Source organism: Streptomyces sp. Y1, from assembly GCF_041053115.1.
Lineage (GTDB): Bacteria > Actinomycetota > Actinomycetes > Streptomycetales > Streptomycetaceae > Kitasatospora > Kitasatospora rubellomurina.
Genome location: NZ_CP163445.1, coordinates 200748 through 224535 on the forward strand (window position 1 = coordinate 200748; position 23788 = coordinate 224535).

A 23788-nucleotide genomic window follows, 5' to 3' on the forward strand; every position below is an offset into this window, starting at 1 on the left:
GCGGGGGGACCGTACGGGGGCCGGCGGCGGGGTTCAGGAGGAGAGCAGCGCGACCTGGCCGTCGAACTGCCACAGCGGGTTCGGCGCGTCCCCGGTCGGGGTGTGCACCAGGAAGTAGCCGTTCACCTCCTTCGGCCCGTCACCGTCCGCCATCAGCCGACCGTCCGGCGCGATGTCGAGCTGGTAGACCGCCGTCCCCGGCGCGGCCGTGCCCGGCAGGTGCCAGGTGACGACGCAGCGCCAGTCGTTGCCCGGCCCCTCCGGGTCCACCTGGCCGTCGCCGCGCTCGCACGCAGCCGTGACCCGCAGCTGGTCCTCGGTGACGGCGGGGCGGTGCAGTTGCTCGGTCTGCAGCCGGTAGAGGTGGGCGAACCCGGTGGCGACCGAGCGCTGCACCTTCTCCTGCGAGATCCCCGAGCCCGTCGACGGCGCGGCGAGGGCGACCGCCCCGAAGGCCAGCGCGAGCAGGCCGGCGAGCGGCAGCACGCCGAAGGCCAGCGCGCGGCGGCCCGCGCCGTCCTCGGCACCGCTGGTGAAGTCCCGCCGGACGAACAGCCGGTACGCCACGGCGGTCGCCACCGCGGCCCACACCAGGCTGACCGCGACGGCGATCAGCAGTTCGTCGAGCCGGACCGGATCGGCGAACAGCCCGTTCCAGGACACGAAGGCGTAGCCGGGCAGCGCCAGGCGCAGCGCCACCGGCAGCGGCAGCATCTGCGCGAGCTGCATCGCGACCGCCGTCAGCGCCGGGACGAGCAGGCCCATCGGCGAGCGCCCGAGGAGGACGGAGCCGAGCAGCCCGATCGCCGCCAGCGCCAGGGTGGGCGCCAGCGCGCACCCCCACGCGAGCAGCACGCTGCCGGCCGCGTCGGACGGCGCCAGCAGGTGCCCGTCGACGCCGACCAGCGGCTCGTTCCCGACCGCCGCCAGCCCGCCCGACGTGCTCGACGCCACCAACCCGGCCACCAGCAGCACGATCACGGTCCCGCTCGCCATGGCCTTCGCCGCGAAGATCCGCCGCGGCGAGCGGACCGTCACCAGCAGGTGCCGCCACGTCCCCAGCCGGTCCTCGGCGGCGAACACGTCGCCCGCGACCACGGAGGTCAGCAGCGGCAGCGCCCACGAGCCCGCGAAACCGAGCACCACCAGCGGGCCCGCCCAGCCCGTGGCGTGCATCCAGCGGCCGAACAGCGTGTCGGAGGGCAGCGTGCCCTGCTGCGCCACCGCGGCCGTGAACAGGCCGGGCGCGGTCCAGCAGGCCAGCATCAGCAGCCGGATCCGCCACTGGGAGACGAGCTTGACGAGCTCGAAGCGGTAGGCGCGGCCGACCGGGACGCGGCGGGCGGCGGCCGCGGCGGCGGGGTGGGCACCGACCGCGGTGGTACGGGCCGTGGTCGTGCTCATCGCTCGTCCTCCTGCTGCTGTCGCTCGGTCGGACCGGTCCGCTTCGTCGGCTTCTTCTGCTCGGCAGGTCCGAGGTGCTCGATAGGTCCGGTCAGGGCGAGGTAGGCGGCCTCCAGCGGCGGGACCACGGGGGCGACCTCGCGCACCCGCACGTCCGCGCGCACCAGCTCCGCCACCAGCCGCTCGACCGCCGACCCCGACGCGCGCACGACCAGCGACTCGGCCCCGCGCCACTCCCCGGCCTCCCCGACCACCCGTACGCCCGCCACCCCGGCGGCCACCCGCCGCGCGGCCGGCGGGTCGGAGGTGAGCAGGCGGTGGTCGAACTCCTGGCTCTCGGGGACCAGTTCGCCCAAGGGGCCGGAGAACCGGAGCTGCCCCGTGGCGAGGATCGTGACCTCGGAGCACAGCGCTTCGAGGTCGTCCATGCGGTGGCTGGACAGCACGACGGTGACGCCCTCGTCCGCGAGCCGGCGCAGCGCCCCGTGCACGTGCCGCTTGCCCGCCGGGTCCAGGCCGTTGGACGGCTCGTCGAGCACCAGCAGCCGCGGCTCGGTGAGCAGCGCGGCGGCCAGCCCGAGCCGCTGCCGCATCCCCAGCGAGAAGCCGCGCACCCGGTCGTCGGCGACGTCCGTCAGCCCGACCTCGGCCAGCGCCCCGTCGATCCGCTCCGCGACCCGCCGCGCCCGGGTGTCCTCGCCGCGCAGCGCCGCCAGCGCGGCCAGGTTCCTCCGCGCGGTCAGCGCCGGGTACAGCCCCGGGCCGTCCACGAACCCGGCCACGCCGTCCGGCGCCGCCAGGGCCCGCCCGACCGGTCTGCCCAGCACCTCCAACTCGCCGCCGTCCGCGACGGCCAGGCCGAGCAGCAGCCCGAGCAGCGTCGTCTTCCCGGCGCCGTTGGGCCCGGCGAGCCCGTGGATCCGCCCGGGCGCCAGGTCCAGCCGGACGCCGTCGAGCGCCACCACGTCACCGAAGCACTTCGTCAATCCACGTGCCCGTACGGCAAGTTGTGAGTCTCCCATGGCCCCTTCTCGCAGTCCCCCAGGACCGTAGGGCCACGACGGGGCGCCGTCAGGAGCGCTCGGTTGAACTCCCATGGAACAGCTGACGCCCGACGCCGCCGCGCCGCACGAATCCGGCCCGCACCTCCATGCTCTCGGCCGCGATCAGCCCCTGGACCGGCTCCGGCCCGCCGCCGTCCGCGTCGAAGGCGACCAGCACCGCGGGCCGTTCACCGGTCTGCCGCTCGACCAGCCGCCGCTCCTCGGGCGTCGGCGCCCGGAACACCGGGTCCTGGAACATGGCCGGGCACCGGACGTACAGCGGGTCCCCGAAGACCAGCTCCAGGCCGTGGTGGTACGACAGGTCGTAGCCCGCCGCGAGGCGCAGCTCGGCGGGCGTCCACAAGAGGACTTCCCAGTCCCACCAGGACCCTTCGGGCAGCTCCGGCAGCTCTTCCCCCATGCCCTGTCCCTCCACCCGGTCCTCCGGCGGGAATCCGTTGTCCCGCCCCGGTCCACCCAGGCGAAGATGGTGCCATGACGAAGGACCAGCCCGCCGCCGAACCGCCCGGTCGCCGGACCTCCTCGGCCCGCTCGGATGTCGGTCGCTTCTACGACGAGTTCGCCGCCGACTACCACCTGGTCTATCCCGACTGGGACGCCTCCGTCGCCCGCCAGGGTGCCGCCCTGGACGCCCTGATCCGCGCCCACCTCGGTGACAGCCCCGCCGAGGTCCTGGACTGCGCCTGCGGCATCGGCACCCAGGCGATCGGCCTCGCCGCCCTCGGCCACCACGTCACCGGCACCGACCTCAGCCCGGTCGCCACCGCCCGAGCCGCCGCGGAGGCCGCCCGCCGCGGCCTCAGCCTCCCGGCCGCGGCCGCCGACATGCGCCGGCTGCCGTTCCCCGCCGGCCGGTTCGACGCCGTCGTCTGCGCCGACAACGCGCTTCCCCACCTCCTCACCCCCGAGGACGTCCACACCGCCCTCACCGAGCTGCGCCGCGTCCTCCGCCCCGGCGGCCTGCTCCTGCTCAGCACCCGCCCGTACGACGACCTGCGCCGCACCCGGCCGACCTCCACCACCCCCCGGACCACCGACCGCGACGGCCGCCGGTCCGTCGTCTTCCAGCTCTGGCACTGGCACGCCGACGGCGAACGCTACGACCTGGAACTCTTCCGCCTCACCCCTGGCTCCCCCGCCGGCTCCCCCGCCGACACCACCTCCTGGCACACCGCCGTCCACCGCTCCACCTACTGGGCCCTCACCTCCGCCCAGCTCACCGCCTTCGCCCACCAGGCCGGCTTCGCCGCCCCCGCCTGGCAACCCCCCACCCGCACCGGCTTCTTCCAACCCCTCCTCACCGCGCGAACCCCCTGACCGGGGCGCCCACGTTCTCCAACGTCCCCCTGCGGGGGCCCGCCCCGCAGGGGGAGGGGGAAATTCCGTTGCCGCCGCAAGCCTCCGCATGCGAAGCTCCGGCCATGGACCTCCCCTCGCCGGTGATCGAGCTCGACGACCTGACGCTGCGCCGATTCGACGGCGAGGCGGACGTTCCGGAGCTGTTCCGGGTGATCGAGGAGTCCTTGGAGCACCTGCGGCCGTGGATGCCCTGGGTGGCCGAGCACAGTCTGGGCATGACCACCGCGTTCCTGGCCGGCCGTGCGGAACGCTGGGCCGTCGGCGAGGAGTTCACGTACGCGATCGTGCAGGGCGGGGCGATCGTCGGGACCTGCCAGCTGTACCGACACGAGGGGTCGTCGGGGGGCGGCCTCGAAATCGGCTACTGGCTGCATCCGGCCGCGACCGGCCGCGGCGTGGCCACCCGGGCGGCCCGCGCGCTGGTCGCGCAGGCCTTCCGGCTCCCCGGTGTCGACCACGTCGACGTCGTCCACGACCCGGCCAACCGGGCCAGCGGAGCGGTCCCGGCCCGGCTGGGCTTCACCGAGCACCTTCGCCGCCCGGCCGAGGCGATCGCCCCGGCCGAGTCCGGCGAGGAGCTGGTCTGGCGGATCACCCGCGGCCAGGCGGCGGCGCTCGCGGCGGAGGCCGGGCAGGCGTAGCCCGCCGGAACCCCGCAGACCGGCCAGACGGCCGGGCCGCGCCGTGCCCCTGGCCAGGGGTGCCGCGATCGGTCAGGCCCGCCCGTCCGAGCCTCCGCCCCGGATGAGGCGCAGCGACGGCTTCGGGTGCTCGGCCTCCCCCTCGACGGCGTCGCGTTCGATCACCAGGACCGGCACGGCCCGGGCGGCCATCGCCCGCAGTTCGGCCTTGCGCGCCTCGTCGGCCTCTTCACCCGGGTAGAGGGTCACGCAGCGGGCCCCGTTCTCGTCCTCCCAGGCGTAGGCGTGGTAGGGCACCGGGTGCCACACCGGTGTCTCGTCCGTCATCAGGAACCTCCGGTTCTCCCCCGCGGGGTGACTCCCGTACGGGGCCGTCCGGCAGTCGGCGGGCGGGCCCCGGCACGGGATTTCGCGCTCGGCACGCTACCGTCTCCGCCGCGCGGGGCGGGGCGAAGTTCCGCATCAGTACCGGTTCGGGGGATCCCGTACGCCCACGCTTCTGCCGCCCCGTGTTCCTTTGCTCGTGCGGCAGGCGGGCGCCTTCCTGCGGCCGCGCGTCCGCGCGCACCGCGAGTCGGCCGCCGTGCCGGCCGCCTCCCTCGAATCGAACCTGGACTTCACGGCGGAACACCCGGTCGAGGTGCGGACGCTGACCTGACGGTGCCCCGGGCCCGCACCCGTTCCCTCCCGGCTCCTCTCGTCCGGGTCACCTACCAGCCAGGGCTTCGATGAAAATCGGTTGCGGGCCGCGCACTTGATGTGAAAGCGTACGAACCACCTCGTAGGACCAGCACGTTGAGGAAGGAGGCCCGTCATGACGGGCGGTATAAGACTCGCCGCGGTACCGGGCCTCGTGCTTGGTGACACCCCGGCTCGCGCTTCGACGCGTGAGCCGCGCCTGCCCTGAGGTCCGCGCCCGCCACTCCGCGGCGCCACTGTCCGGCGTGCCCGCTGCTCAACTCCTCGTCGAAGCGCTCCTTCGTGCCCCCTGCACGTTCGACCACGAGGAGCCCCGGTGTCCGACACCCATCGGTTCGCCATCGCCCAGTCCACCATCCCCCTGTCCGCCCTCTCCGCCCAGTGGCACAGCGAGAACGGCGCGCCGCCGCCGCGCCGCCTGATCGCCGCCGACTCCACCCTGCGCGCCGACGCCGCCTACCGGCTCGCCTGCGAGGGCACCGCCCTGCTCTGGCACGGCGACTACCCCGACGCGCTCCGACTCCTGTCCGCCATGCGCCGCCGCGCCGAGCGGCGCCGATCCCGGTCCGCCCCCACGACGCACGACTCCCCCGCCGAGGCCTTCCATCGGCACCGCCGGGAGCGCGCCCGCCTCGCGCGCGTCCTCGGCATGCTGCTGGTCCCTCTCGATGCCGACCGCCGGATCCGGCTCGACCGCGCTCCCGATGTCCGGGCGGCGTGCCTGGCCGCCTACGGGCCGTTCCTTGACAGCAGAATCCTGTCCCTGCGCGAGCTCCTCGGGGTGATCGGCGCCCACCAGTGGCGCCTGAAGGGCGTCGAGGTCCCGGCCCTCGGCGCCCGCATCCACCCCCACTACGGCGTCTTCTCCCCGGTGCGCGGCGAGTACGTGGACCTCGTCGCCCGGGCCCCGCTGCCCCCGGCCGTCCACGACCATCCCCTCGCCCACGACCTCGGCACCGGCACCGGCGTGCTCGCGGCCGTCCTCGCCAAGCGCGGCCTCGGACCGGTCCTGGTCACCGACACCAATCCGCGCGCCCTCGCCTGCGCCGACGACAACGCCCGGCGCCTCGGCCTCGCCGACCGCATCCGGTCGGCCGGCACCTCGCTCTACCCGCCGGGCGGCGACCGTGCCGCGCTCGTCGTCTGCAATCCGCCCTGGCTGCCGCACCGCCCGAGCTCCGCCCTCGAGCACGGCGTCTACGACCCGGGCGGCCGGATGCTGGCGGGCTTCCTGGACGGCCTCGCGGCCCGTCTGCTGCCCGGCGGCGAGGGCTGGCTGGTCCTCTCCGACCTGGCCGAGCTCCTCGGTCTGCGCACCCGCGCCGACCTGCTCACCGCCATCGCCGCCGCCGGACTGCGCGTCCGGGGCCGGCTCGACACCCGGCCCCGCCATCCCCGGGCGTCCCGTCCCGATCCCGCCGACCCCCTGCACGACGCCCGCGCCCGTGAGACCACCTCGCTCTGGCGGCTGGCTCCGGCCTGACGTCCGCCCGCCCACCCGGAGGCCCGGGCCCGGGGTCCCGCGCCCCGGGGTAGCCGCCCGTGCCGACCGTCCGACGCCGCACCGGGCCGCCGAGGTGGCCCGGTGCGGCCACACCCGGCCACACCCGGCCACCGCCCGTGCACAGCACGAATCCACCCCACCCGCCGCGTGGGCAACCCGGCCCGACGTACCTAGCCTGGAGGAAGGAGGAGGCGAATCACCATGCTGGGAGACGCACCTGTGCTGGCCATGATCCCCGCCGCCGATCTGGCGCGGGCCAAGGCCTACTACACCGACACCCTGGGCCTGAAGCTCGTCGAGGAGACGCCCGAGGACGTCACCTTCGAAAGCGGCGGCATCCGGTTCGGCATGTACGAGACACCGAGCGGCGGCCAGGCCGCGCACACCCTGGCCAGCTTCAAGGTCGCAGACCTCGACGGCGAGATGTCGGCGCTCCGCGCGCGCGGCGTCACGTTCGAGGAGTACGACTTCCCGGGCCTGAAGACGGAGAACGGCGTCGCCGTGGGCAGTGACGGCCTGCGCGCTGCCTGGTTCAAGGACTGCGAAGGAAACATCCTCTGCGTGGCCGAGCGGCCCACCAAGTAACGCCCCGTTCGAGCAAGCCCACGCTCGCCGAGCCCGCTCCCGGCCGCCGCGCCCGCTCCGGCCGGGAGCGGGAAGCGGCTGCCCACCGCCGCTCCGCCACCACCGCACCGCACCGCGTGCGGCCCGACGCGGCCGCGGTCACCAGGTCCGCGACCCGGCCCGCGACCGCGCCCGCACTCGCACTCGCTGCCAGGCGGCACGGGCTGCGGCGACCGGGTCGAAGGCGCCGGGCCGTCCCCGGGTGATCGGGTAGCAGGCCAGCCCGATCAGCACCGCGCTGAAGTGCCCGACGCTGGTGTAGTCCCGACTCTGGACCACCCCCAGCCCGTAGACGGCGAGCACCCCGGCCAGGTACAGGTACCGCCAGGGCCGGGTGATCAGGTAGGTCAGCACCGCCACCACCCCGGCGAGCGCGTAGCTGACGCCGTAGTCGAGGGTGTAGACGGCCTTCGGCGGCGCGAGGCCACGGTGGATCGCCCAGCCCAGTAGCCCCTCGCTGAGATAGGTCGCGCCGACGTGCGCGATCACCGCCACCGAGATCCAGCGCAGGGTGCCGAGCCAGCGCTCGGCCGGCACGTGGAAGAGGTTGTAGAGCACGAAGTAGACCAACCAGCCGCCGCCGGCGATCCACAGCGCGCTGGTCAGCAGGACCCGGACCGGCGAGACCTGCAGGTGGTGGAGATTGGTGGAGCGCCGCTCCAGGATGCGGTCGGCGGTCACGGGGTCGACGTGCCGGATCACCTGGGTGGTGATGAGCAGGATCGCCAGCCAAGCGTAGCTGCCCGGCGCCCGCCGCACGTAGTCCCACGCCGCGCGACCGGCCCGCGCCCACCAGGGCCGCCGGCGCGCCCCGGTCGGCTCGCTGGTGCTCCCGGCCATCGACGTCCTCCTCGGCGGACCTCTCCCTGGTCCCGCAGTCCCACCCTCGCCCCGGGGCGGCGCCGATGCGTCGGCGCACTCCCCTCTTCGGGTGAGCGACCACACCGCGGGCGGCAACGGTCGGAACCCCCGGTGCCGCCCTTCCCAGGCGCCTCCGCACGTGCCGACGGCGGAGCACGTCGGCACAGGCCCCGCCCGCTCCTGGCGTAACCTGGCGATCCGACCTCCCGGGCCTGCCCCGGGCCCGGCGCCGGAGATCCGCAGAACAAGGACATCAAGCACGATGAGGGACCGCCTCGACGCACGCAGGCACACCGGCAACGGCCCCGACGCGGGCACGGACCCTGACGCGGGCACGGGCCCCGCCGCCGGCACCGCCCGTACCGGCGACACCCCCGGCGCCGCCGGCACCACCGGCCGGAACCCCCTGCTCCGCACCGCCGCCCGGCTGCGGCTGACCACGGTCTACGTCGCCCTCCTCACCGCCACCGCCGCGTGGCTCGCCAGCCAGAGCCACGGCGAGCGGGCCCGCTTCGTCCGCCACAACAGCAGCAACGTGCACCACATGGAGGTCGGCAAGTGGTGGACCATGTTCACCAGCGGCCTGGTGGTCGACGGCGTGCCGGCCTGGGCGGGCATCACCGCGGTCGCGGTCGTGTTGGGGGCGGCCGAGTGGCGCTGGGGCCCGGCCCGCGCCGGAGCGGTCTTCCTGTTCGGGCACCTGGGGGCCACCCTGCTCACCGAGGGCGCGATGTGGGCGATGCTCGCCACCCGCATCCCGGGCGCGCTGTCCCACGCCAGGGACGTCGGCATCAGTTACGGGCTGGTCGCCACGGCCACCTGCCTGCTCGCCCTCGGCCCGGCCCGGCTGCGCCGGTACGGCCTGCCGGTGCTCGCCCTCGCGCTGGCCTCGGCCTGGGCCCTGGACCAGGAGCTCGCCGACGCCGGGCACCTGGTGGCCTTCCTCCTGGGCGTGCTGGCCTCCCGTACGGCCTGGGTGCGAGCCCGAGCCCGGGCCCGAGCACCCCGCTGATCCCGCCGGAATCCCTCCCTCCTCCTGGCCCGGGGGGAGGTGGTCGACAGCCGAAGATCGCCCGCTATCATGCGTTCACGTCCAACCGGCTGTCGGCGTAGGCCTGGTGACAGCCGCTCAGGCCTTTGGAGGGGGACCGGATGCTCAAGCCCGGTGACAGCACGGACACGACCGGCACGGGGAGCACGCACCAGACGACCGGAAGGTCCGCGACGGAGGACCTCGCGCACCCGGTCGCACTGCAGACCGACCGGCCGCACCCGGCCCGGATCTACGACTACTGGATCGGCGGCAAGGACAACTTTCCGCCCGACCGCATCGCGGCCGAACACGCCATCTCCGTCTCGCCCGACATCCCGCAGGCCGCCCGGGAGAACCGCGGCTTCCTGCGCCGAGCCGTCCGGCACTGCGCGGAGGCGGGCATCCGCCAGTTCATCGACATAGGCTCCGGGCTGCCGGCCCAGGGGAACGTGCACGAGGTGGCGCAGGAGGTGGCCCCCGACAGCCGGGTGGTCTACATCGACAACGACCCGATCGTCCTGACCCACGGCCGGGCCCTGCTCGCGGACAACCGCACCACCACCGTCCTCACCGGCGACCTCCGCGACCTCGACGAGCTGCTCGACCGGCCCGCCCTGCGCGAGTTGATCGACCTCTCGCAGCCGGTCGCCGTGCTGCTCGTGGCGGTCCTGCACTTCGTGACCGACGAGCAGGCCGCCGCGGCCGTCCGGGCGGTCCACGAGCGGCTGGCGCCGGGCAGCTTCCTGCTGGTCTCGCACAGCACCGCCGAGGGCAACCCGGTTCGCGCCGCCGAGGCCGCGAAGACCTGGGACAACACCGACTCCCCCATCCGCCTGCGCGGTCGCGCCCAGGTCGAGGAACTGCTCGAAGGCTGGGAGCTGCTGGAGCCCGGGGTGGAGTTCGTGCCGCTCTGGCGCCCGGACGGGCCCACCGACGACTCCACCCGCTGGATGTACGCGGCCGTGGGCCGCAAGGCCTGACACCGCAGGCCCTGACACCCCAGGCACTGAGACCTCAGGCACTGACACCTCACCGCGGCGGCCGGCCGTCGTTCCGGGCCGGGCTCCCCACAGGGGGCCCGGCCCGAGCCGTCCGCACGCCAACTAGCCTCCGCACCACGTCAGTTGATCAGACCCACGCAGGCGCGCGCGCCGGGCCGGGGCACCGCCTCCGACTGACGTGATCGTATTGTCTTGCATTGCTCTGCAAATGTATGCCAGAGTTCAGGCATCGGATACGTCGAGATCCCAGGCGTCGCTCACACCGACGTCGTCACGTCCACGTCGCAAGTCAACATCGCTGAGTCAGGAGCCCGCGCCACGCGGGTCAAGGGTGCACCCATGTCGAAGGTCTTGAGCAAGCTGCCGGTCGGTGAACGGATCGGCATCGCATTCTCCGGTGGTTTGGACACCTCGGTCGCCGTCGCGTGGATGCGCGAGCACGGCGCCGTTCCCTACGCCTACACGGCCGACATCGGCCAGTACGACGAGCCGAACCTCGCCGACGTGCCGGCCCGTGGCCGCGCCTACGGCGCCGAGCAGGCGCGGCTGGTCGACTGCCGTGCCGCCCTGGTCGAGGAGGGTCTGGCCGCGCTCGCCTGCGGCGCCTTCCACATCCGCTCGGCCGGGCAGACCTACTTCAACACCACCCCGCTCGGCCGCGCCGTGACCGGCACCCTGCTGGTGCGGGCGATGCAGGACGACGGCGTCTCGATCTGGGGCGACGGTTCCACCTACAAGGGCAACGACATCGAGCGGTTCTACCGCTACGGCCTGCTCGCCAACCCCAACCTGCGGATCTACAAGCCGTGGCTGGACCAGCAGTTCGTCACCGAGCTCGGCGGCCGCAAGGAGATGTCCGCCTGGCTCGCCGAGCGCGACCTCCCGTACCGGGACTCCGCCGAGAAGGCCTACTCCACCGACGCCAACATCTGGGGCGCCACCCACGAGGCCAAGCGGCTGGAGTTCCTGGACGCCTCGATGGAGATCGTCAGCCCGATCATGGGCGTGGCCTTCTGGGACCCGGCCGTCGAGATCGCCACCGAGGACGTCACCGTCGAGTTCGAGTTCGGCCGCCCGGTCCGGATCAACGGCCAGGTGTTCGCCGACGACGTCGCGCTGGTGCACGAGGCCAACACCATCGGCGGGCGGCACGGCCTGGGCATGTCCGACCAGATCGAGAACCGGATCATCGAGGCCAAGAGCCGCGGCATCTACGAGGGCCCGGGCATGGCGCTGCTGCACATCGCCTACGAGCGGCTGCTCAACGCCATCCACAACGAGGACACCCTCGCCACCTACCACACCCAGGGCCGCCGGCTCGGTCGGCTGCTCTACGAGGGCCGCTGGTTCGACCCGCAGGCGCTGATGCTGCGCGACAGCCTGCAGAAGTGGGTCGGCCAGGCCGTCACCGGCAGTGTCACGCTGCGGCTGCGGCGGGGCCAGGACTACTCGGTCATCGACACCCAGGGCCCCAACTTCAGCTACCACCCCGAGAAGCTGTCGATGGAGCGCAGCGTGGACGCCGCGTTCGTCCCGGACGACCGGATCGGCCAGCTGACGATGCGCAACCTGGACATCGCCGACTCCCGCGGCAAGCTGGAGCAGTACGCGGTGCACGGCCAGCTGGCGCCGTGGAGCGGCCTGATCGGCGAGCTGTCCCTGGGCGGGGCCACGCCGATCGCCGCCGGCACCGGCGACGCGGCGGAGTCCACGGCACTGGACCACGCCGCGATCGAGTCCGGCACCGACTGACCCGGTACGGCCCGCCCTGACCGGGCCGTACCCGCCGGGGGCCGCCGCACCACAGCAGGTGCGGCGGCCCTCGGCCGTCCCGCTCCACACCCCGGCCACACCCCGGCCACGCCCGAGCCGCACCCGCCGCGCACCGGCGGCAGATCAGCAGCCCCCGGTCACCGGATCCGCACGACGCCCCGGCCGCGCACCGCCCGCTCCCCCAGCCGCGCGGCCGCCACCTCCGCGACCCCGGCACCCCCGACCGCACGCAGGTCCGCCCCGGCCCCCGCCGCAGCGCCCGAAGGGGCGCCCGCCATCGGCCGCGCCAGCACCGCGTCCCGCAGCATCAGCAGGATCTCGCCGTCGTAGCGCTCCGCCAGCAGCCGGGCGAGCCGGGCCGCGCCGCCCGGTCGGGCGCCCGGGGCCAACTCCGGCAGCCGGCCCGGTTCGCTGAGGTCCTGGGCCCGCCCGGCCCAGCGCGCCGCATCGCCCGGCTCGCCCTCGGCCACGTAGTGCACCGCGAGGCAGTGCACGGCCAGTTGGTCACCGTACTGGGCGGCGATCCGCCACCAGAAGACGCCGTCGCCGGGCCGCCCCATGCCGTAGAGCAGGCAGCCGAGGGTGCGGAGGGCGGTCTTCTCGGCGAGTTCGAGGTCGAGGGCCAGTTCGCCCGGCTCGGCCGCGCCAGCCACGCCCGCGCACAGGTGCCGCAAGTCACGCCGCAGGTCACGCCGCAGGTCGGCCCGGCCGCCGGCCCACGGCGGGTCCCCGGAGCCGAAGGCGTGCGGCGGACGGGCGGCGGACGGCGGCCGGGCGGGCCGCTCGCGGGTCGGCTGGGCGGGCCTGCGGGCGGCGGCGAGGTGTTCGGCGAGCCGCCGGGTGAAGGCCACCGGGTCGTGGTCGCGGAACTCGCGCTCCAGCGCGGCGGCGTGCGTGTCGAGCAGGTCGGCGATCCTCATGTGCCCGCCTCGCCTTCCGGGTGCTCCAGCAGGTACTCCAGGTGGCGCCGCCCGAGGCTGTAGTAGGTGCGGGCGGTGGTGTGCGCGAGGCCGAGCGCCCGGCCGATGTCGGGGTAGGAGAGCCCTGCCTGGCGCAGCCGGACGACATCGGCCTGGACGGGCGCGGCGCGCGCGAGCTCGTCCATCGCCCAGTCCAGGGCGTCCAGTTCGGCGAGCTCGTTCAACTCGTCCTGGCTGGTGTCGGGGCGGCGCTGCGCGATGACCCGCTGCCGTTTGCGCTCGGTGCGGCGGCGTTCACGCAGGACGTCGACGACCGCGTCCTTGACGATCTTGAAGGCGTAGGCCTGCGGGTCGGCGCTGGCGAGGGCGCGGCGCCAGTTCTTGTACAGCGCGGCACCGGCGTTCTGGACGGCGTCCTGCGCGTCCTCGCGGTGGCGCAGGCGCTGCTGGGCGTAGCGGAGGTAACCGGGGTTCTCGTGGGTGAAGAAGGCCTCGAAGTCGGCCGGCAGGTCGGCGAGCGGGTCCGCCCGCAGGGCCCGCTCCTCGCCCGGCCCGGGGGTGCTCACACCCGTCCCCCTTTCGTGGGTCAGCTGGCCGGCCCACCGGGTGGCACGCCGACGGCCCGTGGAAGGGCTCGTGGTGTAACCGTCCGGGAGGGGGCGAATGTTGACCGGATCGGGCGGACAATCGGCGAACGTTTCCGTTCACTTTCGAACATGGCCGCTGACCTGCCGGTTCGGCTCGATCGACCGACACCGAACCGCACCAGAGTGACCCAGATCACACTCCACCGCCGGCCGACTTGACAGGCCCTACGGCGCCGGGTCCACCACCGCCGAGTCCAGCGCACCGGTGACCCGGTCCAGCAGCGCGCGCAGCGCGGCCAGGTCCTCGACCGGCAGGCCGGTCGCGGTGAGCAGCCGGCGCGGCACCTGGCCGGCCCGCCCGCGCAGCGCCGAGCCCTCGGCGGTGAGCCGGACGGTGACCGACCGCTCGTCCTCCGGGCTGCGCTCGCGGCGCACCAGTCCGGCCGCCTCCAGCCGCTTGAGCAGCGGCGACAGCGTGCCCGAGTCGAGCCGCAGGCGCTCGCCGATCCGCTTGACGGGCAGGTCGCCGTCCTCCCAGAGCACGAGCATGACCAGGTACTGCGGGTAGGTGAGCCCGAGGTCCTTGAGCAGGACGCGGTAGACGCCGCCGAACGCGCGGGAGGCCGCGTTCAGGGAGAAGCAGATCTGCTGGTCGAGGCGGAGCAGGTCCTCGTCCGCCATGCCGGGGAGCGTCGTCATGCCCCCATGGTACCGATCGCTTTCACGCCATTGAGTTGTGCGCAATTGAATTGCGTGCTCTACTTACTGCACGGCAGGAACAGCCCGGGCAACCGGGCCGGCTCCGCCCGGCACCAGCAGCACCAGCAGCACCAGCAGCAAACGACGGCAGCACTCCACCGAAGACCGAAGGAACCGACATGGACGCGATCTACACCGCAGCAGCCACCGCCAACGGCCGGGAGGGCCGCGCGGTCAGCTCGGACGGCCGACTGGACCTCGCGCTGGCGATGCCGCAGGCGCTCGGCGGCGACGGCAACGGCACCAACCCCGAGCAGCTGTTCGCGGCCGGATACGCGGCCTGCTTCGCCAGCGCCCTCGGCCTGGTGGGCCGCCAGTCCCGGGTGGACACCAGCGAGGTCTCGGTCACCGCGGAGGTCTCCATCGGCAAGGACGGCGCCGGCTTCGGCCTCGCCGTCGTCCTGCGGGTCGAGCTCCCCGAGGCGCTCGCGGACGGCAGCGGCGAGCTGCTGGTCAAGCAGGCCCACGAGGTCTGCCCGTACTCCCGCGCCACCCGCGGCAACATCCCGGTCGAGCTGGTCGTCGAGTAGTCCCACCGGGGGGGGTGGCCTCCGGTCACCCCCCGCTCGGCGCACCCGGCGCACCCGGCCCGTTGGCCGAGCGCAGCGTGTCGAGTCTGCGCCGGTACTCGGCCTCGTCGATCTCGCCGCGGGCGAACCGCTCCGCGAGCAGCTGCTCCGGCGTCGGCCCGTACGCCCCCGGCGGCCCACCAACCCCGGCAGACCCGCCGGGGCCGCCGGTCCCGGCGGGCCACGCCGTCCCGGACGCACCGGACGCCCAGCCCGGCGGCCCGGCCGCGCCGGGGCCCGCCGCACCGTGCGGGACCGGCTGCCGCGAGCGCGACAGGTACCGGATCAGCAGGACCACCAGCAGCACCAACAGCGCCAGGACCAGCAGCGAGCCGACCACCATCAGCCCGATGCCCCAGCCGCTCAGCCCGTGGCCGCGCCCGAAACCGTGACCGTGCCCGAACCCGGGCCCGAATCCGTGCCAGTGCCTCATCAGGACCTCCTCCTCCGGCCCCTTCGGGCCCGCCGAGGCGATCAGCGCCTTATCACCATCGTGCGCCCGCCACGGCGGGAAGCGGCATGAGGAAAGCCTGAGAAATCGTTTCGGCACGAGGACCGGGCCCGGCGGGGTACGTTGCGGCCATGACCCACCACCCGCCGCCCGACCTGCGCTCGCCCGAGCGGCTCGTCGCGGCCGGGGTGCTGCGCCGCCACGGGGACGGCAGCCCCCACCCGGCGCTGGGCGGCTCCCCGATCAGTTACGTCTCGCTGCCCCTCTGGGCCGCGCTGACCGCCCTGGCCATCGCACCCAACGCGGCCGAGGCCACCGCCACCGCCCTGCTGCGCGCGATCGCCGACCAGGCCGTGGACGCGGCACTGGCCCCCGGCAACGAACGCGCGCCCCGCGACGACCTGTACGTGGCCGCGCCGGCGCACATCGGCCCGTACCGGCGCACCGTCTGGTTCCAGCGCAGCGGCCCGCGCGGTCCGGTCACGGCCTCCTTCCCGCCGTGAGCACGGACGTCGGGGGCCCACCGCCGCCCGTCACCGCTCGACCCGCAGGCTGTGGCAGACCCAGCTGAGCCGGTCCGGCCCGTCCAGCGGCGGCCGGTCGTGGTAGATCCCGTCCGCCACCGACAGGTTGACGATCAGGTAGGCGTGCCAGGCCGGCCCGACGCCGTGCAGGTCCGCGTAGACCAGCTCCTCCTCCACGTACCAGTCCACCGAGTGCGCGCCGAGCACCACCCGCAGACCGAAGGTGGCCCCGGGGCCGATCCCGGCGCTGCCGCCGTGCCAGTAGCGGAAGCCGCCCCGGACGTGGTTGGAGATCTCCAGCAGGTCCGGGTTGTCGGGGTGGTACTCGAAGACGTCGACCTCGTTCCCGCCGTCCCGCCAGGTCCAGATCGCGGGCCAGGCGCCCAGTTCGACGGGCAGCGTCACCGTCGCCGAGAGCACGTCCCCGGTGCGCAACTGGAAACCCTCCGGACTGCCTTCGGTGGTGAGCAGGTTGCAGGTCCACAGGCCGCCGGCGCGCCGCCGGCGGGCGGCGAACACCCCGCCGGGGCAGTACTCGCGGCTCAGGTAGTCGAGTTTGTGATCGCTCCGGTTGGTCGGCCCCATTCTCGGGTAGGCGCTGCTACGCCCGGCGATCCACTGCCTGGTCGAAGTGAAGTCCGCGTCGAACACGACGGTCACGGCCGCCTCCCCAATGCTCCGGTGCCCCGGCAGTCCGACACGCCGGGCACACAGAGTGAGTTACCTGATACGCTCCGCAGTATGCGAACGGGACCAACCGGGTCCGTACCGCGGACCGGCCGCCCCCCACGGTCCGTACGGTCCGTCAGCCCACCGGTGTCGGCGCGTCGCCCGCCTCCAGCCGGTCGGTGACCGAGACCACGCCGTCCACCGAGCGGCACAGGTTGAGCACGATCGGCACCAGGTGCGGCTCCGGCACGGTCCCGCTCAGCACCACCCGGCCCTGATCGACCTCCACCCCGACCTGCGCCGGGCTGACCCCCTCGATCCGGCCGAGCACCTCCTCGACGATCTCCCGCCGGATCACCACGTCCTCGCGCAGGAACACCCGCAGCAGGTCCCCGCGGCTCACCATGCCGACGACCCGCCCCTCCTCGTCCAGCACCGGCAGCCGCTTCAGCCCGTGCCGGCTCATCAGCCGGGCGGCCGCGACCACGCTGGTGCCGGGCGTGGTGCAGACCGGCTGCGCGGTCATCAGATCGGCCGCGGTCACCGCGCCGCCGCGTCCGAGCCGGGCCGGCTCGGGGGCCGGGAGCGGGCTGTGCGGGTCCTCCTGCGCCGCAAGCGTGCGCAGCAGGTCGGCCTCCGAGACCACGCCGAGCGGCCGCCCGTCCGGGTCCACCACCGGCATCCCGGTGATGTCGTACTCGGCCAGCAGCGCGACGATCTCCCGGAACCCGGTCTCGGGCGCGACCAGCACCACGGGGCTGGTCATCACAGATTCGACGGTGGCATGCCGCACGCCGGTTCACCTCGTCCACCACGCTGGTCAGGCCGGGCGCGGATCGGCCCGGCCGGTACCGGCAGCATCGCTCCCGGCGGCCCGAAAGGCCAGGGGCCAAGGGGCCGAACGGGTGGGACCTTGGCCCCTGAGCCGCGCACACGCGCCGAACGCGGTATCCCACGAGGCCGCGGGCCCGGAAGCGTCCGGCGCGCACCTCCGGGCGGGGTGACCGGGCGCGTCGCCCTCGCACCGGCTCCGGTGCGGACGGGAGGGCTCCACGGACGGCGCAACCATCACATGATCGACTCGTTGAACCGTCCACCACGACAGCACGGACGGCGCCGGGAGGGCCTGTTGGCAGGACGGACGGTGAGCGCGCTGCGGCCGCGCCCGGGCACGGCGCAGCGCCCGGTGGTCCGGGCGGAGGCCGCGCTGGTGCGCCACTACCGCCGGCTGGTCCGGATCGCCTACCTGGCGCTGCCCGCCGACCGGGACCGGCACAGCCGGGTGCTGGCCGCGCACGCCGCCGCCCAGCGCGCCCTGCCCTCCCGCTGGTCCCGCGGCACCGAGGCGCCGCTCGCCGCACCCCAGTCCGCCGCACCCCAGTCCGCCGCTTCGCCCGCAGCGCCTCCGACACTCGCCTGGCCCGGCGAGGACGAGGTGTACGCCGCACTGCGCCTGCGGGTGCTGCGGACCGCGCTGCGGCCGCGGCCGGTGCGGCGGGTGGTGGCGCCCCGGGTGTGGGGTCTGCGGCTGTTCACGCCGCACGGCGGGGAGGAGGACGCGGCCCTGGACCGGGCGCTCGCCGCGCTGGACGCCCCGGCCCGGGCCGCGTTCGCGCTGCGCGCCGTCGAGGGGTTGAGCGCGGAGGCCGCCGTCGACGTCCTGCGGCAGGCCGGGGCGGCAGGACCGGAGGCGGCGGTGGCCGCAGCCGCCGAGGTGCCCGCCGGGCCGGGCCCGGACGCGCCCGCCTTCGACCCCTGCGCGGTCCGGGTGCAGCCCACCGACCTGCTGCGCCGCCGCCGGTCGCTGGCCGCCGCGCTCGCGGTGGGCGTGCTGGGGCTGACCACCACGGCGGCGGTCCTGGGCGCCTCCGGACCGGCCGAGCCAGCCGGCAGGCCGTCCGCCGCGCCGCCACCGGGCGGAGCGGCCGATCCGGGCCGGCTGGTCCGGGTGGCGCCGGACGCGTGGCAGCACACGACACGGGTCGACTTCACGGCCTGGCCGGCCCGGGGCGAGCGCCGGGAGGACGGCGCGCTGCTCGGCCGCGCGCTGGCCTCCTGGGCGCAACCGGGCCCGCGGACCCGTGCCGAGCCGGGCACCGACCCGGGCCCGCCGACCGCGCCGCCGCACCTGCTGTACGCCGGCACGGTGGACGGCACCGGCGTGGTGGTGCTGTTCGACGGGCAGCGGATCGCCCGGTACAGCGACGGCCAGGGCGGCGGCCTGGACCTCGCCCGCGCCGACGACCCGGACCCGGCGACGGCGGGCGCGGTGGTGCTGCGCCGTCAGGGCACCGCCGTCCGGTACCTGCTCGCCCCCTGGGTGGAGGACGCGGACACCCGCCGGATCGACCAACCCGACGCCCCCGCCCACCCGCTGGAGCACCCGGACGGGGTGACCGCCGCGGCGCCGGGCGGCGGGTTCGCGGACTGCCGGGGCGCCACCGTGCTCCGGCTGCACTCCTCGCCGCAGCTCGCGGAGCGCTCCGGCGTCCTGCTGGCCGACCTGGGCGGCCTCGTCCCCGCGCACCTCACCTGGTCACCGCCGGACCGCGCCCAGACGCCGTCCCCGTCCCAGACCCAGCCGCCGTCGCCGTCCCCGTCCCCGTCCGAGGCCACCGGCCAGGACGCCCTGCAGGCCTGGGCCCGCGCGGGCTGCGCCGTCCCGGATGCCACGCCGGGCGTCCGGCAGTTGAGCCTGTGGGCCTTCGCGAACCAGCAGCTGCCGCAGAACGCGGGGTCCGCCACCTGGTACTGCCTGCGCGCCGACCGCTGGGACGGCGCGGGCAGCGCCGCCACCGCCGTCCTGCTGCCGGCCTCCCGCACCCCGCAGCGCACCGGTGGCGGCCCGGGCCGGGCCTGCAGCCGCTTCGAGCCGGACGTGGCGGCCTGGGCCTGGTGGCGCTCCCCGCAGGGGGCGGAGTTCCTGCTGGCGGCGGGCAGTCGGCGGGTCGCACGGCTGACCGTCAAGGGCCCGGACTGGTCGGCCGACCGGGCCGTGCCGGACCACACCCTGGCCCTCGAACGGCCCGGCCGCGCCACCGTCCAGGTCGAGGCGACGCTGGACGGCGGCACCCGCATCAGTCCGCCGCACTGAACCCCGCCGCGCTGAGCCCCGGCTCCCGCTCGTAGTCCGGCAGTTCGACGCTCGACACCTGCTCCCCCAGCGCCAGCATCCTCCGCAGCACCCACCGCCGGTTGAGCAGCCCGTTGCGCAGCCGCAGCCCGGTCGCGGTGCGCGGCGCCAGGAACGGCCCGGTGCGGTCGCCGCCCTTCTGGCAGCCGCGGGCGTAGTCGCGCAGCAGCCGCTCGTACCGGGCGAAGGCGGTGCGGTGGTCGCCGCGGGCCCGGGCGAGTTCGCCGGCCAGCACGTAGGCGGCCACCACGCCGGTGCCGGTGCCCATGCCGCCGATGGTGGCGCCGCAGGCGGCGTCGCCGAGCAGGGCGATCCGGCCGGTGGACCAGGCGGGCAGGTCGGCACGGCTGATCGCGTCGAAGTACAGCTCGGGCGCGGTGTCCAGGCTCGCCAGCAGTTCGGGCACCCGCCAGCCGAGCCCGGCGAAGGCCTGCCGGATCAGGGCCTTCTGCTGCTCGGGGTCGTTCCGGTCGTACGCGCGGGCGGGCGAGGCGAAGAGGCAGAAGGCCCCGGCCCGGCCCGGGTCGCGGTGGTCGGCGCCGAGCGAGGCGAGTCGGCCCGGCACGTTGAGCCCGACCGATCCGGTGGCCGGCAGCGTGCCGTCGTTCGGCAGGTGCCAGGTGGCCGCGTAGTAGCCGAGGTGGCGGACGTAGTGCTGCTCGGGGCCGAAGGCGAGGCGCCGGACGGTGGAGTGCAGTCCGTCCGCGCCGATCACCAGGTCGACGTCGCGCGGCGCGCCGTGCCGGAACTCGACCCGGACGCCGTTCGCGTGCTCGGCCAGCGCGGTGATCGAGTCGCCGAAGACGTACTCGGCGCGGGCGCTGCTGTGCCGGTGCAGCAGCCGGGCCAGTTCGCCGCGCGGGAGCTCCACCGCGCCACTCGCGAACTCGGCGGGCAGGTGGAGCAGTCGGCGCCCGTCCGGGTCGACGAAGGTGATCGGGCTGCCGCCGGTGTCGAGTGCCCGCAGTTCGTCGAGCAGGCCCATCCGTTCCAGGACGGTCAGGTGGGTGCGGCCGCGGAAGTCGACGTTCTGGCCGCCGCCGCGCAGCGCGGGCGCGCGCTCGACGACGGTGGTCTCGAAGCCGAAGCGGCCGAGCCAGTGGGCGAGGGCGGGGCCGGCGATGCCCGCACCCGAGATCAGGACCTTGGTGTTCATGGAATCCGCTCCGTCCGACGACCGGGGATCACGGTCGAAAACTGCGCACCGAAAACTGTGTCCAGAGGACACTGTTTGTTGTTGTGTACGGTAGACGCAGTTTGGTCGGAGGGGCAAGCCCCCAGGCGGGAGCGGCACGTGAGCGAGACGGTGAACGAGAGCCTTCGGCTGCTCTGGGGGCCTCCGGCCCGGCCGACCCGGGGCCGAAGCCGGCGCTGAGCCTGGAGCGGATCGCGGCGGCGGGTGTCGAGATCGCCGATGCCGAGGGGCTGGCCGCGGTCTCCATGCAGAAGGTGGCCGGGCTGCTCGACTTCACCAAGATGTCGCTCTACCGCTATGTGCCCGGCAAGGCCGAACTCGTGGCGCTGATGGTCGAGTCGGTCAGCGGCGAGCCTCCCGAGGCCGCGGCCGACGCCGACTGGCGGGATCAACTCACCGCCTGGGCCCACGCGTTGACCGAGCGCTTCAGCCGCCACCCCTGGCTGCTGGACGCCACGGTCGGCCCCCGGCTGCTGGGCCCCCGGGAACTCGCCTGGCTGGAGCGGGTGGTGGCGGCACTGGAGGGCAAGGGCCTCACCGGCCCCGAGCGGATGGACGCCGCCGTCCTGCTCGCCGGGCACGTGCGCGGCATCGCGCTCCAGGCCCGGGGGTCCGGTCCGGGCGGCTCCCCGGAGGCCGAACTGCTGGCCGCACTCGGCTCCGTGGTGCTCCGGCACGCCGACCGCTACCCCGCCCTGGCCGACGCCATGGCCGACCCGGACGGACGCGACCAGGCCCTCGGCTTCGGCCTGGAACGCATCCTGGACGGCCTCGCCGCGCTGATCGACCGGCGGACCGGCGGCAGCTGACGGGCCGCCTCGACCGGGCCACCGCAGACCGGGCCACCGGCACGCGATACCCGTTGGAGCGCGGGCCGTTCGAGGCACTAGCATCGCCCGCCATGGCCATGTTCGTGCATCTGACCAACGCCGCGAACGCGCCGCGCATCCGCCGCTCCGGCATCCGGGCCGGCAGCTGGGCCCAGGGTGACACGCGCGGGGTGTACTGCTTCCCGGTGCTGCCCTCCTACACCCTCACCCACCAGTGGGTGCGCGAGCTCGCCCGGTTCCACCCGAAGGGCGCGCTGGTCGCGGTGCACGTCCGGCTGGACGACGCGCAGGAGGTGCTGGTCGGGCACTACCGGGACCGCGCCAAGGAGGCCCAGCGGTGGCACACCGCCGCCGAGGCCGTCGCGCGGATCGCCGCGCTGCCCGATCCGCGCGGCTGGGAGGTGGTCCTGCCGCGCGCGGTGGCGGCCGGCGAGGTGCACCGCGTCCGCGCGGTGCCGCAGGTCGCCGGCTGGCGCTACCTGCCGGACGCCCACGGCCGCCGCCCCTGCACCTGCATCGGCTGCCGTGGTCGCGGCGGCTACGGCGACCGTCGGCTGCGCGAACGCCACCCGCACCCACTGGACGGACCGCCGCCGCCCGTCCCGGTGCTGCTCGCCCGGATCGCGGCGGCCGGGGACCCGGGCGACCCGGACGAACTGCGGGCCGCCCTGCACTGGTTCGGCCTGCGTCGGCGCGGCCCGCTGGACGCCCTGGCCCGGCTGGCCGACCACCCGGACCCGGCCGTGCGCAGGGAACTGGTCTGGACGGTGCACAACTGGTCCACCCGGGCGTCGCCGAGCTGCTGGACGGCCTCGCACAGGACCCGGAACCGGACGTCCGCGAGGCCGTCGAGGCGGTCCGGGACGTCTGAACCGCCCCCCGAACCGCCCCGTCACCGCGCGCAGGTGTCAGGAGGTGCGCTTCAGCTGCCAGGAGTTGTTGTTGAAGCTCGGCACCGAGGAGTACTGGCAGCTGGAGCTGTAGAAGCTGCTGACGATCGTCCAGCCGGCCGGCGGGTAGGTGGACGAACAGGCGTTGACGACCGTGCCGACCGGCAGGCCGGTGAGCTGCTTGATCTGCTTGGCGTTCGGGGCGAACCCGGAGCCGCAGCCGGCGCTGTTCCACCACTGGACGTCCACGTAGCCGCTCGGGGTCAGCGTGGAGGCGCAGACGTTGGTCGTGTCGCCGGGGGCGGCCTGGGCGGAGCCCATGGTCAGGGCGAGGGCGGCGGCGGTACAGCCGAGGGTGACGGCGACGGCGCGAAGTCGGGTCATGGGAGGTCCTCTCGGAAGTCACGCGGGATGTCCGCGTCACGGCCCCCTTTTCTATGCCCGCGGCATACTCCGTGGACAGTGTCTTTCCGGCCCACCCGGCGGCCCGATCTCGCCCTTCCCCACCGGGCACGGGCCCACCCGGGCGGCTCCTCGACGTGCCCGCCCGGCCGACTCGGGCGATCCTGGGACGAACCGCGTCGTCGACGGGGAAGGTGGACCGCGATGTTCCAGCTCCTGTGGATTCTGCTCATCGGCTTCGTGCTGGGCCTGCTCGCCAAGCTGATCCTGCGCGGACCGCAGTCGATCCCCTGGTGGCTGACCATGCTGCTCGGCGCCGCCGGGGCCTGGCTCGGCAACGCCGTCTCCGGCTGGATCGGCGTCCGCCACACCTCGGGCATCGACTGGATCCGCCACCTCCTCCAACTCGGCTTCGCCGTCGCCCTGGTGGCCTTCGTCGCACCGGCCTGGACGAAGTCCCGCCCACCCCGCTGATCCGGCGCCGACCGGAACTGTCAGTGCCGGGTGCAAGACTCCCGTCCGGGCCCGCCGAACGGGCCCGGACGATTCCGGAACGGGGGTGCACCGATGCGCACGGGCGGGACGTGGCGGCTGCTGCGCGGCGAGGAGCTGCTCGGCGAGATCGTCGTGGATGAGAGCGAGTTCGCCTGGACGGACGGCCGGTTCCTGCCCCGGCCGGGCTTCGCCGAGGTGAAGCCCTGGTTCGACGAATCGGCCGCACTGCTCGACGCCGAGGAGTACGAGGCGTTCGAGCTGGCCTACGACCGGATCGACGGGGCCCTCACCCTGGTCGGCCCGGCCGGGCCCGCCGCCGAGTTCCTGCTGCACATACGCGGCGACCGCGCTCGGTTCCGATGGTCGGACGAGCCCTTCCAGGACGAGGAGCGCTGACCCCG

At 74.8% G+C, this 23788-nt stretch carries 26 protein-coding genes and 2 pseudogenes; 15 read left to right on the forward strand and 13 right to left on the reverse strand.

The genetic code is table 11. The features are described from left to right. Nucleotides 1-33: 33 nt before the first annotated feature. From AB2U05_RS00670 to AB2U05_RS00680, 3 genes are read right to left on the reverse strand one after another with little or no spacing between them, the layout of a single operon-like run. Nucleotides 34-1404 carry an ABC transporter permease gene (locus AB2U05_RS00670; RefSeq protein WP_369182077.1) on the reverse strand — a complete coding sequence of 457 codons (1371 nt, stop codon included), beginning with the start codon at nt 1402-1404 and terminating at the stop codon, nt 34-36. Then, entirely contained in the window at nt 1401-2426 is a 1026-nt protein-coding gene (locus AB2U05_RS00675) for an ABC transporter ATP-binding protein (RefSeq protein ID WP_369182078.1), read from the reverse strand. The genes AB2U05_RS00670 and AB2U05_RS00675 overlap by 4 nt, the downstream gene beginning before the upstream one ends. Before the next feature lie 49 nt (nt 2427-2475). Next, complete coding sequence (locus AB2U05_RS00680; protein ID WP_369182079.1) at nt 2476-2868, reverse strand: hypothetical protein; 393 nt, start codon at nt 2866-2868, stop codon at nt 2476-2478. Between the two features lie 74 nt (nt 2869-2942). Here AB2U05_RS00680 and AB2U05_RS00685 point away from each other — a divergent pair, with 74 nt between their 5' ends. After that, complete coding sequence (locus tag AB2U05_RS00685) at nt 2943-3785, forward strand: class I SAM-dependent methyltransferase (protein ID WP_369182080.1); 843 nt, start codon at nt 2943-2945, stop codon at nt 3783-3785. 104 nt (nt 3786-3889) lie between these two features. Continuing rightward, nucleotides 3890-4468: a GNAT family N-acetyltransferase gene (locus AB2U05_RS00690; RefSeq protein ID WP_369182081.1), complete on the forward strand. Its 579-nt coding sequence runs from the start codon at nt 3890-3892 to the stop codon at nt 4466-4468. 72 nt (nt 4469-4540) lie between these two features. On the opposite strand, the gene AB2U05_RS00695 is transcribed toward AB2U05_RS00690, so the two are convergent. Continuing rightward, the gene (locus tag AB2U05_RS00695; RefSeq protein WP_045699675.1) at nt 4541-4795 is read right to left on the reverse strand and encodes a hypothetical protein; all 255 of its coding nucleotides are present in this window, start codon (nt 4793-4795) and stop codon (nt 4541-4543) included. 196 nt (nt 4796-4991) lie between these two features. On the opposite strand from AB2U05_RS00695, the gene AB2U05_RS00700 reads away from it, so the two are divergent. The 3 genes from AB2U05_RS00700 (at nt 4992) to AB2U05_RS00710 (ending at nt 7256) form a co-directional block, all read left to right on the forward strand. Beyond that, nucleotides 4992-5126 carry a hypothetical protein gene (locus AB2U05_RS00700; protein ID WP_369182082.1) on the forward strand — a complete coding sequence of 45 codons (135 nt, stop codon included), beginning with the start codon at nt 4992-4994 and terminating at the stop codon, nt 5124-5126. Nucleotides 5127-5483: 357 nt separating this feature from the next. Next, nucleotides 5484-6650: a methyltransferase gene (locus AB2U05_RS00705; RefSeq protein WP_369182083.1), complete on the forward strand. Its 1167-nt coding sequence runs from the start codon at nt 5484-5486 to the stop codon at nt 6648-6650. Nucleotides 6651-6872: 222 nt separating this feature from the next. Beyond that, a complete protein-coding gene (locus AB2U05_RS00710) occupies nt 6873-7256 on the forward strand; it encodes a VOC family protein (RefSeq protein ID WP_045711235.1) in 384 nt (127 codons plus the stop codon). Between the two features lie 138 nt (nt 7257-7394). Here the strand turns inward: AB2U05_RS00710 and AB2U05_RS00715 are convergent, their stop codons facing one another. Further along, nucleotides 7395-8135, reverse strand: a complete 741-nt coding sequence (locus AB2U05_RS00715; protein WP_369182084.1) for a rhomboid-like protein — start codon at nt 8133-8135, stop codon at nt 7395-7397. A gap of 283 nt (nt 8136-8418) precedes the next feature. Here AB2U05_RS00715 and AB2U05_RS00720 point away from each other — a divergent pair, with 283 nt between their 5' ends. The 3 genes from AB2U05_RS00720 to argG all read left to right on the forward strand — a co-directional run bounded on the left by AB2U05_RS00720 (nt 8419) and on the right by argG (nt 11942). Further along, complete coding sequence (locus AB2U05_RS00720; protein WP_369182085.1) at nt 8419-9168, forward strand: rhomboid-like protein; 750 nt, start codon at nt 8419-8421, stop codon at nt 9166-9168. Nucleotides 9169-9308: 140 nt separating this feature from the next. Continuing rightward, the gene (locus tag AB2U05_RS00725) at nt 9309-10169 is read left to right on the forward strand and encodes an SAM-dependent methyltransferase (RefSeq protein WP_078860343.1); all 861 of its coding nucleotides are present in this window, start codon (nt 9309-9311) and stop codon (nt 10167-10169) included. Nucleotides 10170-10529: 360 nt separating this feature from the next. Then, the gene (gene argG / locus AB2U05_RS00730) at nt 10530-11942 is read left to right on the forward strand and encodes an argininosuccinate synthase (RefSeq protein WP_369182086.1); all 1413 of its coding nucleotides are present in this window, start codon (nt 10530-10532) and stop codon (nt 11940-11942) included. 158 nt (nt 11943-12100) lie between these two features. On the opposite strand, the gene AB2U05_RS00735 is transcribed toward argG, so the two are convergent. The 3 genes from AB2U05_RS00735 to AB2U05_RS00745 form a co-directional block, all read right to left on the reverse strand. Beyond that, nucleotides 12101-12883, reverse strand: coding sequence for a hypothetical protein (locus AB2U05_RS00735; RefSeq protein ID WP_369182087.1), 783 nt, complete (start codon nt 12881-12883; stop codon nt 12101-12103). Next, nucleotides 12880-13449 (reverse strand): RNA polymerase sigma factor, encoded by a 570-nt coding sequence (locus AB2U05_RS00740; RefSeq protein ID WP_369182088.1) that lies wholly within the window; start codon nt 13447-13449, stop codon nt 12880-12882. Before AB2U05_RS00740 ends, AB2U05_RS00735 begins: the two co-directional genes overlap by 4 nt. Before the next feature lie 246 nt (nt 13450-13695). Then, nucleotides 13696-14169 carry a MarR family winged helix-turn-helix transcriptional regulator gene (locus tag AB2U05_RS00745; protein WP_045699668.1) on the reverse strand — a complete coding sequence of 158 codons (474 nt, stop codon included), beginning with the start codon at nt 14167-14169 and terminating at the stop codon, nt 13696-13698. Between the two features lie 179 nt (nt 14170-14348). Here AB2U05_RS00745 and AB2U05_RS00750 point away from each other — a divergent pair, with 179 nt between their 5' ends. Next, nucleotides 14349-14759 (forward strand): organic hydroperoxide resistance protein, encoded by a 411-nt coding sequence (locus tag AB2U05_RS00750; RefSeq protein WP_045699665.1) that lies wholly within the window; start codon nt 14349-14351, stop codon nt 14757-14759. Nucleotides 14760-14784: 25 nt separating this feature from the next. On the opposite strand, the pseudogene AB2U05_RS00755 reads toward AB2U05_RS00750, so the two are convergent. After that, a pseudogene (locus tag AB2U05_RS00755) lies at nt 14785-14916 on the reverse strand (SHOCT domain-containing protein); the annotation flags it as partial. 464 nt (nt 14917-15380) lie between these two features. Between AB2U05_RS00755 and AB2U05_RS00760 the strand changes: the two are divergent. Then, nucleotides 15381-15752, forward strand: coding sequence for a hypothetical protein (locus AB2U05_RS00760; protein WP_369182089.1), 372 nt, complete (start codon nt 15381-15383; stop codon nt 15750-15752). Between the two features lie 30 nt (nt 15753-15782). On the opposite strand, the gene AB2U05_RS00765 is transcribed toward AB2U05_RS00760, so the two are convergent. Together AB2U05_RS00765 and AB2U05_RS00770 are read right to left on the reverse strand one after the other, a co-directional pair. Next, complete coding sequence (locus tag AB2U05_RS00765; protein WP_052706955.1) at nt 15783-16433, reverse strand: beta-glucanase; 651 nt, start codon at nt 16431-16433, stop codon at nt 15783-15785. 145 nt (nt 16434-16578) lie between these two features. Continuing rightward, entirely contained in the window at nt 16579-17208 is a 630-nt protein-coding gene (locus AB2U05_RS00770; protein ID WP_244178888.1) for a CBS domain-containing protein, read from the reverse strand. Nucleotides 17209-17571: 363 nt separating this feature from the next. Between AB2U05_RS00770 and AB2U05_RS00775 the strand changes: the two genes are divergently transcribed. After that, complete coding sequence (locus AB2U05_RS00775; RefSeq protein ID WP_369182090.1) at nt 17572-19536, forward strand: hypothetical protein; 1965 nt, start codon at nt 17572-17574, stop codon at nt 19534-19536. Here AB2U05_RS00775 and AB2U05_RS00780 read toward each other — a convergent pair. Further along, entirely contained in the window at nt 19520-20731 is a 1212-nt protein-coding gene (locus AB2U05_RS00780) for an FAD-dependent monooxygenase (RefSeq protein ID WP_369182091.1), read from the reverse strand. The genes AB2U05_RS00775 and AB2U05_RS00780 overlap by 17 nt on opposite strands. A 101-nt stretch (nt 20732-20832) precedes the next feature. Between AB2U05_RS00780 and AB2U05_RS00785 the strand changes: the two genes are divergently transcribed. Together AB2U05_RS00785 and AB2U05_RS00790 are read left to right on the forward strand one after the other, a co-directional pair. Further along, a complete protein-coding gene (locus tag AB2U05_RS00785) occupies nt 20833-21579 on the forward strand; it encodes a TetR/AcrR family transcriptional regulator (RefSeq protein WP_369182092.1) in 747 nt (248 codons plus the stop codon). A 92-nt stretch (nt 21580-21671) separates the two neighbouring features. Then, nucleotides 21672-22471, forward strand: a pseudogene (locus AB2U05_RS00790) (HEAT repeat domain-containing protein). A gap of 37 nt (nt 22472-22508) precedes the next feature. Here AB2U05_RS00790 and AB2U05_RS00795 read toward each other — a convergent pair. Further along, entirely contained in the window at nt 22509-22874 is a 366-nt protein-coding gene (locus tag AB2U05_RS00795; protein ID WP_045699647.1) for a hypothetical protein, read from the reverse strand. Between the two features lie 222 nt (nt 22875-23096). Here AB2U05_RS00795 and AB2U05_RS00800 point away from each other — a divergent pair, with 222 nt between their 5' ends. Beyond that, complete coding sequence (locus tag AB2U05_RS00800; RefSeq protein ID WP_045711519.1) at nt 23097-23366, forward strand: GlsB/YeaQ/YmgE family stress response membrane protein; 270 nt, start codon at nt 23097-23099, stop codon at nt 23364-23366. Between the two features lie 93 nt (nt 23367-23459). Further along, nucleotides 23460-23783: a hypothetical protein gene (locus AB2U05_RS00805; protein WP_045699643.1), complete on the forward strand. Its 324-nt coding sequence runs from the start codon at nt 23460-23462 to the stop codon at nt 23781-23783. Nucleotides 23784-23788: the final 5 nt, after the last annotated feature.

Bases quoted from the DNA above. Each gene is read 5' to 3' on its own strand.
- AB2U05_RS00670 (WP_369182077.1), bottom strand. From the start codon at position 1,404: ATGAGCACGACCACGGCCCGTACCACCGCGGTCGGTGCCCACCCCGCC.
- AB2U05_RS00675 (WP_369182078.1), bottom strand. From the start codon at position 2,426: ATGGGAGACTCACAACTTGCCGTACGGGCACGTGGATTGACGAAGTGC.
- AB2U05_RS00680 (WP_369182079.1), bottom strand. From the start codon at position 2,868: ATGGGGGAAGAGCTGCCGGAGCTGCCCGAAGGGTCCTGGTGGGACTGG.
- AB2U05_RS00685 (WP_369182080.1), top strand. From the start codon at position 2,943: ATGACGAAGGACCAGCCCGCCGCCGAACCGCCCGGTCGCCGGACCTCC.
- AB2U05_RS00690 (WP_369182081.1), top strand. From the start codon at position 3,890: ATGGACCTCCCCTCGCCGGTGATCGAGCTCGACGACCTGACGCTGCGC.
- AB2U05_RS00695 (WP_045699675.1), bottom strand. From the start codon at position 4,795: ATGACGGACGAGACACCGGTGTGGCACCCGGTGCCCTACCACGCCTAC.
- AB2U05_RS00710 (WP_045711235.1), top strand. From the start codon at position 6,873: ATGCTGGGAGACGCACCTGTGCTGGCCATGATCCCCGCCGCCGATCTG.
- AB2U05_RS00715 (WP_369182084.1), bottom strand. From the start codon at position 8,135: ATGGCCGGGAGCACCAGCGAGCCGACCGGGGCGCGCCGGCGGCCCTGG.
- AB2U05_RS00720 (WP_369182085.1), top strand. From the start codon at position 8,419: ATGAGGGACCGCCTCGACGCACGCAGGCACACCGGCAACGGCCCCGAC.
- AB2U05_RS00725 (WP_078860343.1), top strand. From the start codon at position 9,309: ATGCTCAAGCCCGGTGACAGCACGGACACGACCGGCACGGGGAGCACG.
- argG (WP_369182086.1), top strand. From the start codon at position 10,530: ATGTCGAAGGTCTTGAGCAAGCTGCCGGTCGGTGAACGGATCGGCATC.
- AB2U05_RS00735 (WP_369182087.1), bottom strand. From the start codon at position 12,883: ATGAGGATCGCCGACCTGCTCGACACGCACGCCGCCGCGCTGGAGCGC.
- AB2U05_RS00745 (WP_045699668.1), bottom strand. From the start codon at position 14,169: ATGACGACGCTCCCCGGCATGGCGGACGAGGACCTGCTCCGCCTCGAC.
- AB2U05_RS00750 (WP_045699665.1), top strand. From the start codon at position 14,349: ATGGACGCGATCTACACCGCAGCAGCCACCGCCAACGGCCGGGAGGGC.
- AB2U05_RS00760 (WP_369182089.1), top strand. From the start codon at position 15,381: ATGACCCACCACCCGCCGCCCGACCTGCGCTCGCCCGAGCGGCTCGTC.
- AB2U05_RS00770 (WP_244178888.1), bottom strand. From the start codon at position 17,208: ATGACCAGCCCCGTGGTGCTGGTCGCGCCCGAGACCGGGTTCCGGGAG.
- AB2U05_RS00780 (WP_369182091.1), bottom strand. From the start codon at position 20,731: ATGAACACCAAGGTCCTGATCTCGGGTGCGGGCATCGCCGGCCCCGCC.
- AB2U05_RS00795 (WP_045699647.1), bottom strand. From the start codon at position 22,874: ATGACCCGACTTCGCGCCGTCGCCGTCACCCTCGGCTGTACCGCCGCC.
- AB2U05_RS00800 (WP_045711519.1), top strand. From the start codon at position 23,097: ATGTTCCAGCTCCTGTGGATTCTGCTCATCGGCTTCGTGCTGGGCCTG.
- AB2U05_RS00805 (WP_045699643.1), top strand. From the start codon at position 23,460: ATGCGCACGGGCGGGACGTGGCGGCTGCTGCGCGGCGAGGAGCTGCTC.